Origin of the sequence: Thioclava sp. F36-7 (assembly GCF_002020075.1) — a bacterium.
Classification (GTDB): Bacteria; Pseudomonadota; Alphaproteobacteria; order Rhodobacterales; family Rhodobacteraceae; genus Thioclava; species Thioclava sediminum.
The window spans coordinates 102,441-119,283 of the sequence record NZ_MPZR01000006.1 but is presented as its reverse complement, the minus strand read 5'-3'; the positions used below and the strand labels follow the sequence as shown (position 1 = coordinate 119,283).

General features: G+C 64.5%; 17 protein-coding genes. 9 read left to right on the top strand and 8 right to left on the bottom strand.

The genetic code is table 11. The features are described from left to right. Positions 1–153: 153 nt before the first annotated feature. A complete protein-coding gene (locus tag BMI89_RS12530) occupies positions 154–837 on the top strand; it encodes an NYN domain-containing protein (RefSeq protein WP_168176808.1) in 684 nt (227 codons plus the stop codon). Between the two features lie 61 nt (positions 838–898). Here BMI89_RS12530 and putP read toward each other — a convergent pair whose 3' ends face one another. The 7 genes from putP to rbfA all read right to left on the bottom strand — a co-directional run bounded on the left by putP (position 899) and on the right by rbfA (position 6,835). Beyond that, the gene (putP, locus tag BMI89_RS12525) at positions 899–2,344 is read right to left on the bottom strand and encodes a sodium/proline symporter PutP (RefSeq protein ID WP_078571179.1); all 1,446 of its coding nucleotides are present in this window, start codon (positions 2,342–2,344) and stop codon (positions 899–901) included. Between the two features lie 254 nt (positions 2,345–2,598). Then, positions 2,599–2,868, bottom strand: coding sequence for a 30S ribosomal protein S15 (gene rpsO, locus BMI89_RS12520; RefSeq protein WP_075776826.1), 270 nt, complete (start codon positions 2,866–2,868; stop codon positions 2,599–2,601). Positions 2,869–2,993: 125 nt separating this feature from the next. Beyond that, positions 2,994–4,022 carry a calcium-binding protein gene (locus BMI89_RS12515; protein ID WP_078571178.1) on the bottom strand — a complete coding sequence of 343 codons (1,029 nt, stop codon included), beginning with the start codon at positions 4,020–4,022 and terminating at the stop codon, positions 2,994–2,996. A gap of 87 nt (positions 4,023–4,109) precedes the next feature. Continuing rightward, positions 4,110–4,640, bottom strand: coding sequence for a DUF1643 domain-containing protein (locus BMI89_RS12510; protein WP_078549474.1), 531 nt, complete (start codon positions 4,638–4,640; stop codon positions 4,110–4,112). Positions 4,641–4,719: 79 nt separating this feature from the next. Then, entirely contained in the window at positions 4,720–5,622 is a 903-nt protein-coding gene (gene truB, locus BMI89_RS12505) for a tRNA pseudouridine(55) synthase TruB (RefSeq protein ID WP_078571177.1), read from the bottom strand. Positions 5,623–5,673: 51 nt separating this feature from the next. Next, positions 5,674–6,390 carry a phosphodiester glycosidase family protein gene (locus BMI89_RS12500; protein ID WP_246832031.1) on the bottom strand — a complete coding sequence of 239 codons (717 nt, stop codon included), beginning with the start codon at positions 6,388–6,390 and terminating at the stop codon, positions 5,674–5,676. Between the two features lie 13 nt (positions 6,391–6,403). Continuing rightward, complete coding sequence (gene rbfA / locus BMI89_RS12495; protein ID WP_078521678.1) at positions 6,404–6,835, bottom strand: 30S ribosome-binding factor RbfA; 432 nt, start codon at positions 6,833–6,835, stop codon at positions 6,404–6,406. Positions 6,836–6,932: 97 nt separating this feature from the next. Between rbfA and dapB the strand changes: the two genes are divergently transcribed. Then, a complete protein-coding gene (gene dapB / locus BMI89_RS12490; protein WP_078571175.1) occupies positions 6,933–7,742 on the top strand; it encodes a 4-hydroxy-tetrahydrodipicolinate reductase in 810 nt (269 codons plus the stop codon). Positions 7,743–7,820: 78 nt separating this feature from the next. Here dapB and BMI89_RS12485 read toward each other — a convergent pair whose 3' ends face one another. Continuing rightward, the gene (locus BMI89_RS12485; protein WP_078521523.1) at positions 7,821–8,006 is read right to left on the bottom strand and encodes a DUF1674 domain-containing protein; all 186 of its coding nucleotides are present in this window, start codon (positions 8,004–8,006) and stop codon (positions 7,821–7,823) included. Between the two features lie 80 nt (positions 8,007–8,086). On the opposite strand from BMI89_RS12485, the gene BMI89_RS12480 reads away from it, so the two are divergent. From BMI89_RS12480 to BMI89_RS12450, 7 genes are all read left to right on the top strand, one after another. After that, entirely contained in the window at positions 8,087–9,358 is a 1,272-nt protein-coding gene (locus BMI89_RS12480; RefSeq protein ID WP_078571174.1) for a transcription antitermination factor NusB, read from the top strand. Between the two features lie 86 nt (positions 9,359–9,444). Next, the gene (locus tag BMI89_RS12475; RefSeq protein WP_078571173.1) at positions 9,445–11,166 is read left to right on the top strand and encodes a heparinase II/III family protein; all 1,722 of its coding nucleotides are present in this window, start codon (positions 9,445–9,447) and stop codon (positions 11,164–11,166) included. A 64-nt stretch (positions 11,167–11,230) separates the two neighbouring features. Continuing rightward, positions 11,231–12,817 carry a bifunctional phosphoribosylaminoimidazolecarboxamide formyltransferase/IMP cyclohydrolase gene (gene purH / locus BMI89_RS12470; RefSeq protein ID WP_078571172.1) on the top strand — a complete coding sequence of 529 codons (1,587 nt, stop codon included), beginning with the start codon at positions 11,231–11,233 and terminating at the stop codon, positions 12,815–12,817. 84 nt (positions 12,818–12,901) lie between these two features. Beyond that, on the top strand, positions 12,902–13,381 hold the full coding sequence (gene lspA / locus BMI89_RS12465) for a signal peptidase II (protein ID WP_078571171.1): 480 nt from the start codon (positions 12,902–12,904) through the stop codon (positions 13,379–13,381). A gap of 71 nt (positions 13,382–13,452) precedes the next feature. Continuing rightward, the gene (locus BMI89_RS12460; protein WP_078542514.1) at positions 13,453–14,004 is read left to right on the top strand and encodes a DUF3035 domain-containing protein; all 552 of its coding nucleotides are present in this window, start codon (positions 13,453–13,455) and stop codon (positions 14,002–14,004) included. 93 nt (positions 14,005–14,097) lie between these two features. Then, the gene (locus BMI89_RS12455) at positions 14,098–15,480 is read left to right on the top strand and encodes a pitrilysin family protein (protein WP_078571170.1); all 1,383 of its coding nucleotides are present in this window, start codon (positions 14,098–14,100) and stop codon (positions 15,478–15,480) included. Further along, positions 15,477–16,802 carry a pitrilysin family protein gene (locus tag BMI89_RS12450; RefSeq protein WP_078571169.1) on the top strand — a complete coding sequence of 442 codons (1,326 nt, stop codon included), beginning with the start codon at positions 15,477–15,479 and terminating at the stop codon, positions 16,800–16,802. Before BMI89_RS12455 ends, BMI89_RS12450 begins: the two co-directional genes overlap by 4 nt. The last annotated feature ends 41 nt before the right edge of the window (positions 16,803–16,843 follow it).

Below are 16,843 nucleotides of genomic sequence, written 5' to 3'. Positions count from 1 at the left end.
GGCGTCACGTCTCAGATGGGCCTGCCAATACAGGAAATGAAGGGGTTTGGGAAGCGAAGAGTCCTTAGGGAAAGAAACGACCAACGCCCAATTCTGGCCAGATTGGCACGCCATCGTCGGCCGGTAGTTATTAACGTTGATCATTGTGACCCCATGAGCAAACCCACTGCCCTTTTCATCGATGGCGAGAATATCTCTGCCACTTTTGCTTCCCAGATCCTCAAGTTCGCGCCAGGCGCTTTCATCCGGCGTGCCTACGGTGATGTCGCGCAGTTTAGATCGTGGGGCGACAGCCCTTCGATCCGGCTGGTGCATTCCGGAAGCGGCAAGAACGCAGGAGATGTGTTGCTCGCCCTCGACGCACTCGAGCTCGCTTTGGAACGACGCGCCGAACGGTTCGTCATCGCAAGCTCCGATGGTGACTTCACCCACCTCGCGACCAGGCTCCGCGAAAAAGGGATAGAAGTGCACGGAGTCGGACAGGAGAAAGCGCCGAAGGCATTTCGTGAAAGCTGTTCAGTGTTTCATCTTCTGAAATCGAAAACGACCGCAGCTCCGGCACGAACGCCAGCAGTCAAGAAATCTGCCAGTCTCGATGAAAAAATTCGCGCAGCGATCGAGGCACACAGCAAGGACGGCGCTGGAGTGCCTCTCGCGGAACTGGCCACGATCATGAAGAAAGACCACGGGGTCTTGATCGGGAACTTGCCGGATAAAAAGTGGCGCCCCTATTTTTCGAACCGTCCGAACCTCTTCGCGCTTGATCCAAAGGGTCCCAAGGCATGCGTGCGATGCCGTCCTAATGGATTTTCTCAACTTTCCGCCGCAGCGAAATAGCCAGATCGCAAAACGCCCGCCCCTTTCGGGACGGGCGCAATGATGCTCGTAAGCTCTTCGATCACTCGATCGGGCGGAACTCGCCTCTGTCTTCGGACGCGAGGCTCACCACCACGATGGCGATGAAGGCCGCGATGAAGCCCGGGATGATCTCGTAGAGGAACGAGCCCCAGCCCAGCGAAATCCAGACGATCACGGTCAGCGCACCGACGACGAGGCCAGCCACGCCGCCCAGACCCGTCATCCGCTTCCAGGTCAGCGACAGGATGATCAGCGGACCGAAAGCGGCACCGAAACCGGCCCATGCGTTCGACACGAGGCCGAGCACTTTGCTGTCGGGGTTCGACGCGATGATGATCGCCGCGATCCCCACTGCCAGCACGGCAAGACGGCCGACATTCACCAACGTGCGGTCCGAGGCGTCCTTGTTGAAGACGATCTTGTAGAAGTCTTCGGTCAGCGACGAGGACGACACCAGAAGCTGGCTCGACACGGTCGACATGATCGCCGCCAGAAGCGCGGCATAAAGGAAGCCGGTCACCAGCGGATGGAACAGCAGGTTCGAGAGGATGATGAAGATCGTCTCCGGATCCTGCACGTCGAGCCCGTTACGCTGCGCATAGGCGCGGCCGAAGATACCGACCGAGATCGCGCCGATCAGCGAGATCGCCATCCAGCCCATGCCGATATTCCGCGCTTTCGGCACATCGGCGACCGAGCGCACGGCCATGAAGCGCACGATGATATGCGGCTGGCCGAAATAGCCCAGACCCCAGGCGACCGCCGAGAGCCAGCCCGCGAAGGTCAGCCCATTCGTCATCGACAGGAAATTCGGGTCGATATCGGTCAGCCGGCTCGCAGCCGCGTCCACGCCGTCGCCCTGACCGGTCGTGAGGATCACGATCGGCATGATGACGAGCGCGAGCATCATGATGCAGCCCTGCACGAAATCGGTGAGCGACACGGCGAGGAAGCCGCCGATCACGGTGTAGACCAGCACGACACCCAGCGTCAGGATCACGCCGGTCATGTAGCTGCCACCGAAGGCGCTGGCGAAAAGCTTGCCGCCGCCGACGAGGCCCGACGCGGTATAGACCGCGAAGAACACCACGATGATCACCGCCGAAACCATCCGCAGCAATGTCGCGTGGCTCGGGAAGCGATTGGCGAGGAAGCCGGGGATGGTCAGCGCGTTGTCATAGCGCTCGGTCTGCTCGCGCAGGCGCGGCGCCACGATGACCCAGTTCACGAAAGCGCCGACGAAAAGGCCGATGCCGATCCAGCTCTGCGTCAGGCCAGATACGAAGAGCGCACCCGGCAGGCCCAGAAGCAGCCAGCCCGACATGTCCGATGCGCCTGCCGACAGGGCGGCAACCGCGGGCGGCAGGTTACGCCCACCCAGCATATATTCCTCGGAGCTCGACGTGGACTTGCGCCACGCATAGACCCCGATGGCCAGCATCAGCACGAAATACAGTGCCAAGCTGATCCAGACTCCGATCTGCATATCTCAATCCTCCCTGTTAACGCACCTGCAAGGTAGGGCAGATGCTTGCGTTTTCCCGTTTGGAGCGGACGATACAGGAGGACAAGAAGTCGAACCGACCAAAGTTTTTTGGTGGGAAGGCCATTTACCCAAAAGTTTTTAAATTTGCAGGCAGAAGGGCTGTTGTTGTCAATTTTCGCAATTCAGTCGGAATAGTGCAAATGAAAACGCCCGCACCAAAGGCACGGGCGTTTCGAATTCCAATCCGAGGCGGATTAGCGGCGCAGGCCGAGACGCTCGATCAGCGACTGGTAACGTGCGACGTCTTTCGCCTTCAGGTAGTCGAGCAGCTTGCGGCGCTGCGCGACGAGCATCAGAAGACCACGACGCGAGTGGTTGTCTTTCTTGTGCTCTTTGAAGTGCTCGGTCAGGTTCGCGATGCGCTTGGTCAGAACTGCGACCTGAACTTCGGGGGAACCGGTGTCACCTTCTTTGGTGCCGTATTCCTTGATAAGCGCGTTCTTGTCTTCGACAGTGATCGACATCGGGATCTCCTTACATTGAGGGTTCGGGCGCAAGCCGGGATGTCGTCCAGCAAGGTCCATAGACTGCCCCTTTCGGAACAGATGCGCGCGTATAGACGCGAATCGTCTTGTTGAAAAGCCTTATTTCAAAGCGCTATGGCCTGCTGCGCTGCGAATTGCGCGGGCGTGAGCAGCGCCACGTCCTGCGCGCTCAGCCCGGCCGCGTCCAGCACCTCGGCCAGCCGAACGCCGTCGAGAAGGATCCACGCCGCATCGGGATGCGCCTCGGACGGCTCGATACTGATCTGCGGCGTGGCGGTGCCCTGCGGATCGTAGATGACCGCCAGCCGGTCCTGCCCGGCCGTGTAATCTGCGATTGTCGCAGGGGCGTTCGGATCGATCCAATCGCCCAGCGAGAAGCTATCGCCCCCTTCGCCGCCATGCAGCCAATCGCCCGAGCCGCCGAGCAGCACGTCCTCCCCTGCCCCGCCATTGAGCGTATCGGCATCGGCCGCCCCCGCATCGCGCGTCTCCGGTGTGACGCCGATCAGCAGATCGTTCCCGGCATCGCCGTTCAACTCGTCGCGCCCGGCATCGCCGGTCAGCACATCCACGCCATCGGCCCCGATCAGCGTGTCATCGTCAGCGCCGCCCGCGAGCATATCGTCGCCCGCACCCCCGATCAGCGTGTCCTCCCCGGCCTCGCCAAAGAGCCGATCCGATCCGAACTCGCCGGATAGGAGATCCGCCTCCATGCCGCCGACGAGTTCATCCTCGCCGTCGCCGCCGATCAGCGTGTCGGTCCCCGCATCGCCCCAGAGCGTATCGTTGCCGGACGCACCGAGGATCTGGTCGTCGCCGTCCCCGCCCCAAAGGCTGTCATCGCCATCATAGCCGTTGATCTGATCGTCACCCGCTTCGCCTCCGATCGCGTCGTCGGAGGCGTCGCCCCAAGTAATATCGTCGCCGGGTCCGGGAGCCGGTGGCTCGACCGGATCGGTTGGCGCCTGCCCCGCGCTGACCTCGGCCAGCAGCGACCCTGCGCCGTCACTCGATACGTTGGGATCCGCTTCATCCGCCGGAGGCTCATCACTCTCGGCATCCGACGAAGCCACCATGAGACCCGCCGTAGCCCCCGCCATCAGCAGGCCCAGAACACCCGACAGAAACAACATCTCTCTCACCCCCGTGAAGATGCGAGAAATCTACCGCTGCCGGCGCGGATACCCTAGGAAACAAGCGTTAAATGCTTAACGGTTCGCTCAGCCTTCGCGGGTGAACCACAGCTCGGGCTGATGCTCATAGGCGATATAGAGCGGATGCTTCGGCGCGCCCGCCTTGGTCAGCCCGAGGTGATGCAGCGCCCGACCGCTTTCGCGCAGCAGGTCTTCCACCGCAGCGCCCCGCGCGAGATGCGCGCCATGCGCGCCCCAGGCGCAGATGATCCGGTCCTCGGGACCGCCCGCCCAGTCGACGCTCTCGCGGATCGCCGCATCGTTCTCGGGCCCGACCGGGTCCGGCTGCGCCCGCATCACCTTCGGATCGGTCGCACGATAGGCGAAGATATTGGTGACCCGGAACGCCCCGAAGCCCAGCGCCCGCGCGCGGCGCTCGCAGCGCTCCACGGTCGGGTCGTTCTGCACCTCGGTCGCGGTCGAGGGGTTGAGCATGATGAACAGCGCCCGCGGCTTGCTGTCATCCCAGACCCGCGTGAGCAGATAGCGGTAGTTCTCGCAATCCGAATAGACCGCGATGGAGGGGGCGTCGCCTTTGATATGCTCGCGGGTGATCATCTCTCGTCCTGACCGTTATGTGCGTGACAGAGGGCGGATGCCTCCGGCGGGGATATTTGGACCAAGGGGAAGGGGCGCGTCAAAGGTTGAAGACGCGGCTCGGATGGACCTCGCCGGATTTATAGATACCGACGGCAAGCGGCTTGCCCTCATGGCTGACCCAGACTTCTTCGCCCCATTCGGCGTCCCCGGGAAGCACCATCCCCGGATTGCCGTTCTTCAGCCGCACCGCGCCTTCGGGCGTCGCTTTCAGCTGCGGCAGATCATCAAGGCCGAGCTCCACGGGCAGCAGTTTCTCATCGAGCTCCGGCGTCTTCGCCAGCTCGTCGATCTCGGCCAGCGTGATCCCGTCGCTCGCCTCGAAGGGCCCCGACCATTCGCGGCGCAGCCAGAGCACGTGGCCGAGGCAGCCCAGCTTCTGCCCCAGATCGCGCGCGATGGAGCGCACATAGCCGCCCTTGCCGCAGACCAGCTCCAGCTCGACCGTGTCGGCATCGGGACGGCCCAGCATCACGAGGCTTTCGACATAAAGAGGCCGCGCGGCCAGCTCCATCTCCTCGCCCGCACGGGCCAGCGCATAGGCGCGTTCACCATCGACCTTCACGGCGGAAAACTGCGGCGGCACCTGTTCGATATCGCCTTCGAAGGCGGTCAGCGCAGTGGCGATCTCTTCATCCGTGGGGCGTAGATCGGATGTCTCGATCACCTCGCCCTCGGCATCGTCGGTCTTCGTCGCAGCGCCCAGCCGCACCTGAAACCGGTAGCATTTCAGCGCATCGGTGATGAACGGCACCGTCTTTGTGGCCTCGCCCAGCGCGACCGCCAGAACCCCGGTCGCCGCCGGGTCGAGCGTGCCCGCATGGCCCGCCTTCTTGGCGCCCAGCGCCCAGCGCACCTTGTTCACCACCGAGGTGGAGGTGATGTCCGCGGGCTTATCCACGATCAGCCAGCCGGAAATGTCGCGACCCTTCTTGCGTGCCATGAGGCCTCCATATTCCAAGGGTGCGCCTGCTAGCCCAAGCGGCGCGAACCGTCAATCTCCAGCGGTGGGGGCGGCAGGCGCGATCAGCGCGACGATCGGTCCCATCGGCAGGCCCATATCCTCGCGCCCCTGACCGGGCACGGTCAGCCGCGAGATCTTGCCGTCGAGATAGAGCGCATTCGGCACCTGTATCTCGTCACGGAAGAAGCGGCCGAATTCGTGAAAGCTCACCGGCGCATCGGAGATCGCGAAATAGGCGGTCTTGCCATCGGCCGAGACCCCGACCCCGTTACGGATATTCTTCGACGTGCCATCGGCGAGGAATTTCGGATGCAGCGCGCCGTCGATCACCAGCATCGGCCCCGATTGCGTCGCATAGGTGCAGTCCTTCGGATCGGCGGCGAAGGCGCGCGATTCCGTCACTGAGAACGTCTCGCCGATGCAGAAGACCCCGTTGGGCAGCAGGCCGAAATTGCCCGGCCCTTCCGAGGTGACGATCGAATGCAGCTCTTTGCCGTTCTCGATGAACAGACCCACCGGCTTGCGATCAGGATGGTACATCCCCGCATTCATCGCGAAGACGACGCGGGCGCCTTTGGGGACGACCTCGGAAAGCCGCTCGGGCGTGCCGATCAGATTGCCGTCGGGATCGTCGAGGAACAGCTTCAAGTCCTGCCCGAGCTCGGCTTCGCAGACCGTGTAGGTCGTGCCGTCGAAGCTGCGATCCGCACAAGGTGCGTCGGCCAGCGCAGGCGTGGCCAGCAGCATCAGCGCGGCAGCATTAGTCGCGATCGTCTTCATCGTCTTCGTCATCGTCGCGCGCAGCGATATCGCGCTGCACCGTCTCGTCCGAGAATATCCGACGCGTCTCATCGAGACGGTCATAGGTCTCGTCCAGCCGGAAGCGCAGATCGGGGCTGTATTTCGCGGTCATTTCCTTGCCGAGCAAGCGGCGCAGCTCGCCCTTGTTGCGCGCAAGCGCCGCGATCAGCTCCTTGCCGCCTTCGCCGCCCAAGGGCGTCACATAGGCGGTCGCGACCTTCAGGTCGGGAGAGCAGCGCACTTCGCCCACCGTCACCGAGACGCGGTTGAGATCGGGATCATGCACATCGCCCCGCATCAGGAGGTCCGACAGCGTGCGTCGGATCAACTCGCCCATGCGAAGCTGACGTTGCGAAGGGCCATCGCCCGAGGAGAAACGGTTCTTTGCCATGGCGCTCACATAGGGCGTCTGCGGGTTTTGCGCAACGGGGGCTTTGCCAAGCCCGCCTGTGCAAGCTAGATAGCGCGAAACCGTGAAGGAGAAAGACATGAGCGACCTGCCGGGCATCGTGATCACCGGAGCGTCGGGCCGGATGGGCCAGATGCTGATCCGCACCGTGAGCGAGAGCGACAAGGCGCGCCTTGTGGGCGCCGTCGAACGCACGGGCCATGACTGGATCGGCAAAGATCTGGGCGAAGCGATGGGCGGCGCGCCGAACGGGGTGATCGTGACCGACGATCCGCTCGAGGCGTTTTCCGGCGCGCAGGCCGTGATCGACTTCACCGCGCCCGCCGCCACCCGCGAATTCGCGAAGATCGCGGCGCAGGCACGCCTGACCCATGTGATCGGCACGACCGGCATGGATGACGATGACATCGCGGCGCTCGCACCTTGCGCGCGGCACGCCGTGATCGTGCGGGCTGGGAATATGAGCCTCGGGGTGAACTTGCTCACGCAGCTGACGAAGAAAGTCGCAGCCGCGCTCGATGCCGATTGGGATATCGAGGTGATCGAGGCGCATCACAACAAGAAGGTCGATGCGCCCTCGGGCACCGCGCTGATGCTGGGCGAGGCGGCGGCGGAAGGCCGTGGCATCTCGCTTGACGACAATCGCGAGTCGGGCCGCGACGGTATCACCGGCGCACGCAAACACGGCGCGATCGGCTTCTCGGCCATTCGTGGCGGAGATATCGTGGGCGAGCATGACGTTCTGTTCGCAGGCATGGGCGAGCGGATCATCCTGCGCCATGTCGCCACCGACCGCGCTATCTTCGCGCGCGGTGCGCTCAAGGCTGCGCTCTGGGGGCAGGACAAGCGCCCCGGCGAATACGACATGCTCGACGTGCTGGGGCTCTGAAAGGCGCCCTCTTCCTCTTGGTTCAAATATCCCGGGGGTCCGGGGGCAGCGCCCCCGGCCTCTGAGACCGCGCCGCGATCAGAAGTCGATCGCGAGGCCTTTCTTCTCCCAATCGCCGTAGCGCACGGGCTCGGGTCCGTCGCGACCGCCAAGCTCGGTCGGCAGTTCTGCCGCCTGCGCGTTCTTGCGGCGCTCCTCGGCTTCGGCGAGCGCGCGGATCGCGGCGGGCGGCAGGTCGCGGGTCTCTTCGGGCTGATCGGACATGGCGCGTCCTTTCTTGTCTGTGGATCGGGGCATGATATAGGCCCGTGCTTAAGCCGCAACAAGCCAGGAAGCCGCAGCCCATGTCCAGACCCGACCCCGCGCGCCGCGCAGCCCTTGGCCTGATCGTGGGCGTTCTCGAGGATCGCGAGAGCCTCGCCGAACAGATCGGGGCGGAAGCGCTCGACGGGTTGGAGCCTTCACAGCGTGCCCGCGCCCAGCGCCTCGCCACGACGACGCTGCGCCATCTGGGCCGCGCCGACCGGATCATCAAACCGCATCTGCGCCGTCGCACGCCAACGGATGTGATGGCGATCCTGCGGCTGGCCACGGTCGAGCTGCTGGAAGAAAAGCAAGCGCCGCATGGCGTGGTCGATGCTGCCGTGACGCTGGTGAAATCGGCCGGGCCGAAGCTGCAAAGCTTCTCGGGGCTGGTGAATGCCGTGCTGCGCAAGGTCTCCGAGGAAGGCAAGAAATGGGCCGCGACGCCTGCGCCGGAAATGCCGGGCTGGCTGCGCGGGCGTGTGATGTCGTCTTTCGGCAAGAAGGCCGCGCAGGCTATGGAACTCGCCCATTTGGCGGGCGCACCGCTCGATCTGAGCGTGAAGGACGATGCCGCCGGTTGGGCCGAGACGCTGGGGGCGACGCTTCTGCCGACGGGATCGCTGCGGCTGACCGATCCGGGCAAAGTGTCCGAACTGGCCGGTTTCGAAGACGGCGCGTGGTGGGTTCAGGATGCCGCCGCCGCGCTGCCCGCGAAGCTGCTGGCCCCTGAGGCCGGCGCACGCGTGCTCGACCTTTGTGCGGCCCCCGGCGGCAAGACGCTGCAACTCGCCGCGATGGGTGCCGATGTGACCGCCCTCGATATCTCCGAGGCGCGGCTTGAGCGGCTCGCGGAAAACCTCGACCGGACGCAGATGGAGGCCGAGATCGTCGCCGCCGATGCGCTCGAATGGGAGCCTGACGCGCCCTTCGATGCAATCCTGCTCGATGCGCCCTGTTCCGCCACCGGCACGATCCGCCGCCATCCCGACCTGCCCTTCATCAAGAACGGCGCCTCGATCAAGCCGCTCTTTGCGCTGCAGGAACAACTCCTCGACCGCGCGTTGCAATGGCTGAAACCCGGCGGCACGCTGGTCTATGCGACCTGCTCGCTTCTGCCCGAAGAGGGCGAGACGCAGATCAAGGCGGCGCTTGCCCGGTATCCGGACCTCACCGTGATCCGTCCCGACCTGCCCGGCATAGAGCCAGACTGGATCACCGAGGAGGGCGGGCTGCGACTGCGGCCCGATTTCTGGCCTGATCTCGGGGGGATGGACGGGTTCTACATGGCGCGACTGCAACGCTCTGCGTGAACTGACCGCCGAGGCGGTGACAGCACGCCTGCCTCCCAGTAACGTGACCGCATTCCCCGACAGAAGGGCATGCAAGCGGCAACGGAATGGGTAAGGACAGACCCCGATCATCGGCAAAACTCGGCACGGCGCTGAACCGCCTTGCTGCTGCGCGCGCAGGCCGTGCGCAGACGGCGACCGGATTCGTCAGCCAACCCGAGCCGCGCACGATCGGCTCTTACGCCAAGGGGCGGCAACTCGTGCAGGGCAACTTCCTGTTTGCCGGCTCTCTGATCGAAGGCCCCGGGGTCAATATCTGGGACCTGCCGATCCCCGGCCCGGCTTTCGAGGATGCGCTGCAGGGCTGCGGCTGGCTCGACGACCTTGCGGCGCTGGGCACCCGCGAGGCGCGTCTGCGCGCACAGGACTGGGTCTTCGGCTGGATCGACCGCTTCGGCGACGGCAGCGGGCCGGGCTGGACGCCGGACCTGACAGGCCGCCGCCTGATCCGCTGGATCAACCATGCGATCCTGCTGCTGAACGGACGCGAGCGCGAGGATGCCGACCGTTTCTTCCGCGCGCTGGGGCAACAGACGATCTTCCTGTCGAAACGCTGGGCGGGCGCGGCCTGCGGGCTTCCGCGGTTTGAGGCGCTAACCGGGCTTGTCTATGCGGGGCTCGCGCTGACCGGGATGGAGCGCCACGCCGACCCCGCGCTGGAGGCCCTGTCGCGCGATTGCGCGGTGGAGATCGACGCCGAGGGCGGGATCGCGACCCGAAACCCCGAGGAATTGCTGGAGATTCTGACGCTGTTGAACTGGGCAGCGGAGGCGTTGCAGACGGCAGGACGCACGCCGCCCGGTCCGATCCTCGATGCGATCGCGCGGATCGCCCCCACCCTGCGCGCGCTGCGCCATTCCGATGGGGCGCTCGCGCGGTTTCACGGTGGCGGGCGCGGCCCCGAAGGGCGGCTCGACACGGCGCTTTCGGCGACCGGTATCCGCAGCGTCCGGCGCGAGCCGATCGCGATGGGTTTCGTGCGGATGCAGGGCGGGCGCGGTTCGCTGATCATCGACGCGGCACGACCGCCGCAGGGCGAGGCCTCGGCCAATGCCCATGCCTCGACTTTGGCCTTCGAGCTGACCTCGGGACGTCGCCCGCTGATCGTCAATTGCGGCTCCGGTGCGCAATTCGGCTCGGACTGGCACCGCGCAGGCCGCGCCACCGCCAGCCATTCGACCCTCTCGATCTACGGCTATTCCTCGTCCCGCCTCGGCCCCGAGCGTCTGTTCGGGCGGGCCCCGCGCGCCTATCTCGACAAGACGCCGAAAAACGTCTGGTTCAAGCCCGACGATCTGTCCGAGACCGGGATGATCTTCGGCCATGACGGCTATGCCGAGACCCATGGCATGTCGCATATCCGCGAGCTGGACCTGTCCGTCGACGGGCGCGAATTGCGCGGACGCGACACGCTCGGCGCGATGACCCCCGACGATATCGACCGGTTCGACCAGATCTTCGAGCGTGAAGGCCTGCGCGGCATTCCCTTCGACATCCGCTTCCACCTGCATCCCGATTGCGACGCGGCGCTCGATCTGGGCGGCACCGCCGTCTCGGTTGCGCTGCGCACCGGGGAAATCTGGATTTTCCGCCATGACGGGGTCGCCGATCTGGCGCTGGAACCCTCCGTTTACCTCGAAAAAGGGCGCATTCGCCCGCGTCCTGCGCAACAGATCGTGCTTTCCAGCAAGGTTCTGGACCGGGCTTGCCAGATTGGCTGGACCTTTTCGCAAGCACGCGATAACTCCACGGCCATCGACGCGTCCTGACCTTGGGGCAGATCCCGAGGATGGCCCTGGGCGCCCCTGACCTGAGCCTTGCGAGGAGCTGCCCGTGACCCGCCCGATCCCCCTGACCCGTGCGCTGATTTCCGTTTCCGACAAGACCGGACTGGTCGACTTCGCCCAGGCGCTTGCCGCGCGCGGCGTCGAACTTCTCTCGACCGGCGGCACCGCCAAGACCCTGCGCGAAGCCGGTCTCAGCGTGCGCGACGTCGCCGATCTGACGGGCTTCCCGGAGATGATGGACGGCCGCGTCAAGACGCTGCATCCGAAAGTGCATGGCGGCCTGCTGGCGCTGCGCGACAACGAAGAACACCTCGCCGCGATGGAAGCGCATCAGATCGAGGCGATCGACCTGCTGGTGGTGAACCTCTACCCGTTCGAGGAAACGGTCGCGAAGGGCGCCGATTACGACACCTGCATCGAGAATATCGATATCGGTGGCCCGGCGATGATCCGGGCTGCGGCGAAGAACCACGCCTTCGTCTCGACCGTCGTGGATGTCGAGGATTATGCCGCCGTTCTGGAAGAGCTCGACGCGAATGACGGCGCGACCTCCTACCCGTTCCGCCAGCGCCTCGCCCAGATCGCCTATGCGCGCACCGCTGCCTATGACGCCGCCGTCTCGACCTGGATGGCAGGCGCGATCGGCGAAGAGACCCCGCGCCGCCGTGCCTTCGCAGGCACGCTCGCGCAGACCCTGCGCTACGGCGAGAACCCGCATCAGCAGGCGGCCTTCTACCTCGACGGCACGAACCGTCCGGGCGTCGCGACCGCCAAGCAGCTTCAGGGCAAGGAACTGAGCTACAATAACATCAACGACACCGATGCCGCCTATGAGCTGGTCTCGGAATTCGGCACCGAGAAACCCGCCGTCGCGATCATCAAGCACGCCAACCCCTGCGGCGTTGCGACCGGCGAGACCGTGATCGAGGCCTATAAGCGCGCCTTCGACTGCGACCGCACCTCGGCCTTCGGCGGCATCATCGCGCTCAACCAGACGCTGGATGCGGCGACCGCCGAAGAGATCACCAAGATCTTCTCTGAAGTCATCATCGCGCCCTCGGTCGACGAGGCCGCGAAAGAGGTCATCGCGAAGAAGAAGAACGTGCGCCTGCTGGAAACCGGCGGCCTGCCCGACATCACCGCACCGATCACGACCTATCGTCAGGTCGCGGGCGGCTTCCTCGTGCAGGACAAGGACAATGGCGTGATCACGCTGGACGACCTGAAAGTCGTGACCGAGCGCCAGCCCTCCGAGCAGGAACTCAAAGACCTGCTGTTTGCGTGGAAAGTCGCGAAACACGTCAAGTCGAACGCGATCATCTACGTCAAGGACGGCGCGACCGTCGGCGTGGGCGCGGGCCAGATGAGCCGTGTCGACTCGACCCGGATCGCGGCGCGCAAGGCCGAAGACATGATGGAAGCCGCCGGCCTGACCGAGACGCCCACCAAGGGATCGGTCGTGGCGTCCGACGCCTTCTTCCCCTTCGCAGACGGTCTGATCACCGCGGCTGAGGCCGGCGCCACCGCGATCATCCAGCCCGGCGGCTCGATGCGCGATCAGGAAGTGATCGACGCGGCGAACGAGCGCGGGCTCGCGATGGTCTTCACCGGAATGCGCCATTTCCGCCACTGATCTGCCGGTATCTTTGCGTAGCCCGGTAGATACCGGGCTGCGCCTTCTGGCATGAAGACGTGACGAGAAACAAACGAGGGCCAGATGCGGCTAGCAGCGAAAGTGACAGCGGGCGTCCTGCTCCTCGACCAGGTGTCGAAATATATCGTCGTGCAGGGGATGCATCTCGATCAGCGCGGCGCGATCGACGTGGTGCCGCCCTACCTCAACTTTCGCATGGCGTGGAATCGCGGCGTCAATTTCGGCCTTTTCTCCGGCGAAACCGACTGGATGCGCTGGGTACTGATTATCGTGGCGCTTGTGATTTCGCTCTGGGTCTGGGTCTGGATCGCGCGTGAGCCGCATTCGCGCCGGGTGAATATCTCGGCCGGGCTGCTGGTCGGCGGTGCGCTTGGCAACGTGGTCGACAGGCTCGTCTATGGCGCGGTGGCGGACTTTCTGAACATGTCGCTACCGGGCTGGCAGAACCCCTATTCTTTCAACGTCGCCGATGTGGCGATTTTCCTCGGCGCGGTCGGTCTGGTGCTGTTCACCGGCAAGGACCATCGCGCCAACGACGGCTAGCCTGTTTTTCGCAGGTGACGACGCTCCAATGTTGCGTTAAGACGGGGGCGGAACTGGCAAGGGAGTGGTTCATGCAGGCGAAGATCGGCACGCTCGGACTCGCGTTTACAGCGGTACTGACGCTGGCTGCCTGCGGCAATTCCCGCGACCCCAGCCTTATGAATCTGCGCTCTTCGCACCAAGGCCCGGACGAATTCGGCGTGATTCCGACGAAACCGTTGGAGATGCCGGAGAACCTCGATGCGCTGCCGCCGCCCACGCCGGGCGGCAAGAACATCACCGATCCCACGCCCGAAGCCGATGCCGTTGCAGCCCTTGGTGGCAATCCGCGCCGCCTCGACGAGACCGGTCAGGTCCCGACCTCGGATCGTGCGCTGGTCTCCGCCGCATCGCGCTACGGCAGCCAGTCGGGCATCCGCCAGACCCTCGCCGCCGAGGATTACCAGTGGCGCAAGGATCACGACGGTCGCCTGCTCGAGCGTCTGTTCCAGGTCTCGGTCTATTACAAAGCCTACAAGCCGATGGAGCTCGACCAGTCGGCAGAGCTTGAGCGTTGGCGTCGTCTCGGCGTCGTCACGCCCGGCGCACCGCCCTCGGGCGAAGCGCAGCGCGCGGTCAAGTAATCCGAAAAATCATCACGAGAACGTCACCGGCGTTTGCACGTCGGGCGAGAGTGCTTATCTTCGCCCAAACTGTGTCTTGTGAGGAGTTGGGCATTGCGTGCATTTCTGTTCGCCCTGCTAACATTGGCAGGTCTGAGCCCGGCGGTGGCCGGTGACGTCTCTACCTTCGAGTTGGAAAATGGCCTGAAAGGCGTCGTGATCGAGGATCACCGCGCTCCGGTCGTGGTTCATATGGTCTGGTACAAAGCCGGATCGGCCGACGAGAAGCGCGGCAAATCCGGCATTGCCCATTATCTCGAACACCTGATGTTCAAGGGCACCGACACGATGGCGCCCGGTGAGCTGTCGAAGACGGTCGCGGCCAATGGCGGCTCGGACAACGCCTTCACCAGCTACGACTACACCGCCTATTTCCAGCGCATCGCGGCCGACCGGCTGCCGCTGGTGATGAAGATGGAAGCGGACCGGATGCGCAATCTGCGGATTTCGCCCGATGACGCGAAGACCGAGCTGCAGGTGATCCTCGAAGAACGCGCGCAACGCACCGATTCCAACCCGCGGGCGCTGTTCAACGAACAGGAGCGCGCCGCCCAGTTCCTCAATTCGCCCTACGGCACGCCGGTCATCGGCTGGCGCAAGGAGATGGAAGGGCTGACGCGGCAGGACGCGCTCAACTGGTATCACGAATATTATGCACCCAATAACGCGGTCCTCGTTGTCGCGGGCGATGTGAAGCCCGACGAGGTAAAGGCGCTCGCCGAGAAATATTACGGCAAGCTGAAACCGACCGAAGACCTCAGCCCCCGCGCCCGCCCGCAGGAGCCGCCGCAACGCGCCTCGCGGCACCTGACCTTCGAGGATCCGCAGATCGCCCAGCCCTATCTGGTGCGCACCTACCTCGCACCCGAACGCAACCCCGGCGACCAGAAACGCGCCGCCGCTCTGACCGTGCTGTCCGAGATTCTCGGCGGCAATCAGGCGACCTCGGTGCTGGGCCGCAAGCTGATCTATGGCGATGGCACCGCCATCTATGCGTCGAGCTATTATGACGGCATGTCGATCGATGCGACGACCTTCAACCTCTCGGTGATGCCCGCCAAGGATGTGAGCCTCCCCGAGGCCGAAAAGGCGCTCGATACGGCGCTGAAGCAATTCCTGAAGGAGGGCATCGATTCCGAGCAATTCGCCCGCATCAAGACGCAGGTGAAAGCCGCCGAAATCTATTCGCGCGACAACACGCAAGGGCTTGCGCGGCGCTATGGCGAGGCGCTGGCCTCAGGCTTCTCGGTAAAGGATGTGGAGGATTGGCCGGACGTGCTGACCTCGGTGACGGAAGAGGACGTGATGGCGGCCGCCCGCGACCTGTTCCAGAACAAGTCCTCGGTGACAGGCTATGCCAAGCGTCCCGATGACGCCCCCGCCGAGACCGCGGCCCCCGCCGCACCGCCCGCGCCTGCGCAGGAGATCACGCAATGATCCACACCCGTTTCCCGATCACCACGCGCCTCGTGATGGCGTCGCTCTTTGCATGCATCCTGGCGCTGCCCGCTCGTGCGATCGACATTCAGCAGGTCACGTCGCCCGGCGGCATCAAGGCGTGGCTGGTGGAGAATCACGACATCCCCTTCACCGCGCTCGATATCGCCTTCCGCGGCGGGGCGAGCCTCGATGCCGAAGGCAAGCGCGGCGCGATCAATCTGATGACCGCCACGCTCGAGGAGGGCGCGGGCGAGAAGAACTCGCAGCAATTCGCCGAGGCCGAGGAAGCGCTGGCCGCGCAATTCGGCTTCGACGTGGGCGATGACTCGCTCGATATCTCGGCCCGGATGCTGACCGAGAACCGCGACAAATCTATCGATCTTCTGCGCGAGGCGCTGGTCAATCCGCGCTTTGATCAAAGCGCGATCGAACGCGTCCGCCAGCAGGTGCTGGCCGTGATCGCATCGAGCAAGCAGGATCCGAACGACATCGCGGGCGAGAAATTCCGCGAGATCACCTATGGCGATCACCCCTATGGCAGCTCGCTCAACGGCACCGTCGAGAGCGTGAAGGGCCTGACGCGCGAGGACCTGTTCGAGGCCAAGGACCGCGTGATGAGCCGCGATCATATGGTGGTCTCCGCCGTGGGCGACATCACCCCGGAAGAGCTCGGGCCGATGCTCGACAAGCTGCTGGGCGATCTGCCCGCCAAGGGCGCCGACATGCCGCCCCCCGCCGACCCGACCTTCAAGGGCGGCGTGACCACGGTCGATTTCGACAGCCCGCAATCGGTGGTGATGTTCGGCCAGAAAGGGATCGGGCTGAAAGACCCGGATTTCTTCGCGGCCTATGTGCTCAACCAGATCGTCGGCGCGGGCGGGTTCTCGTCGCGGCTGATGGACGAGGTGCGCGAGAAGCGCGGCCTGACCTATGGAATCGCCTCCTATATCGTCGACAAGGATCTGGCGAAGACGTGGCAGGGCAGCTTCGCCTCCGCCAATGAGAAGGTCGCCGAGGCGATCTCGGTCGTCAAAGAACAGTGGAAGAAAGCGGCGACCGGCCAGGTCACCGACAAGGAACTGGAGGACGCCAAGACCTACCTCACCGGCGCCTATCCGCTGCGCTTCGACGGCAATGGCACGATCGCGGGCATCCTGACGGGGATGCAGCTCAACGACATGGCGCCGAGCTATATCGACACCCGCAACGACAAGGTGAACGCGGTCACGAAAGAAGATGTCCAGCGCGTCGCCAAGCGGATCCTGAACCCCGACAACCTGACCTTCGTGGTCGTCGGACGCCCGCAGGGCCTGAACTGATTTGACTGGGGATAGCTGGCGCGAATCTCTTTAGATGAGCG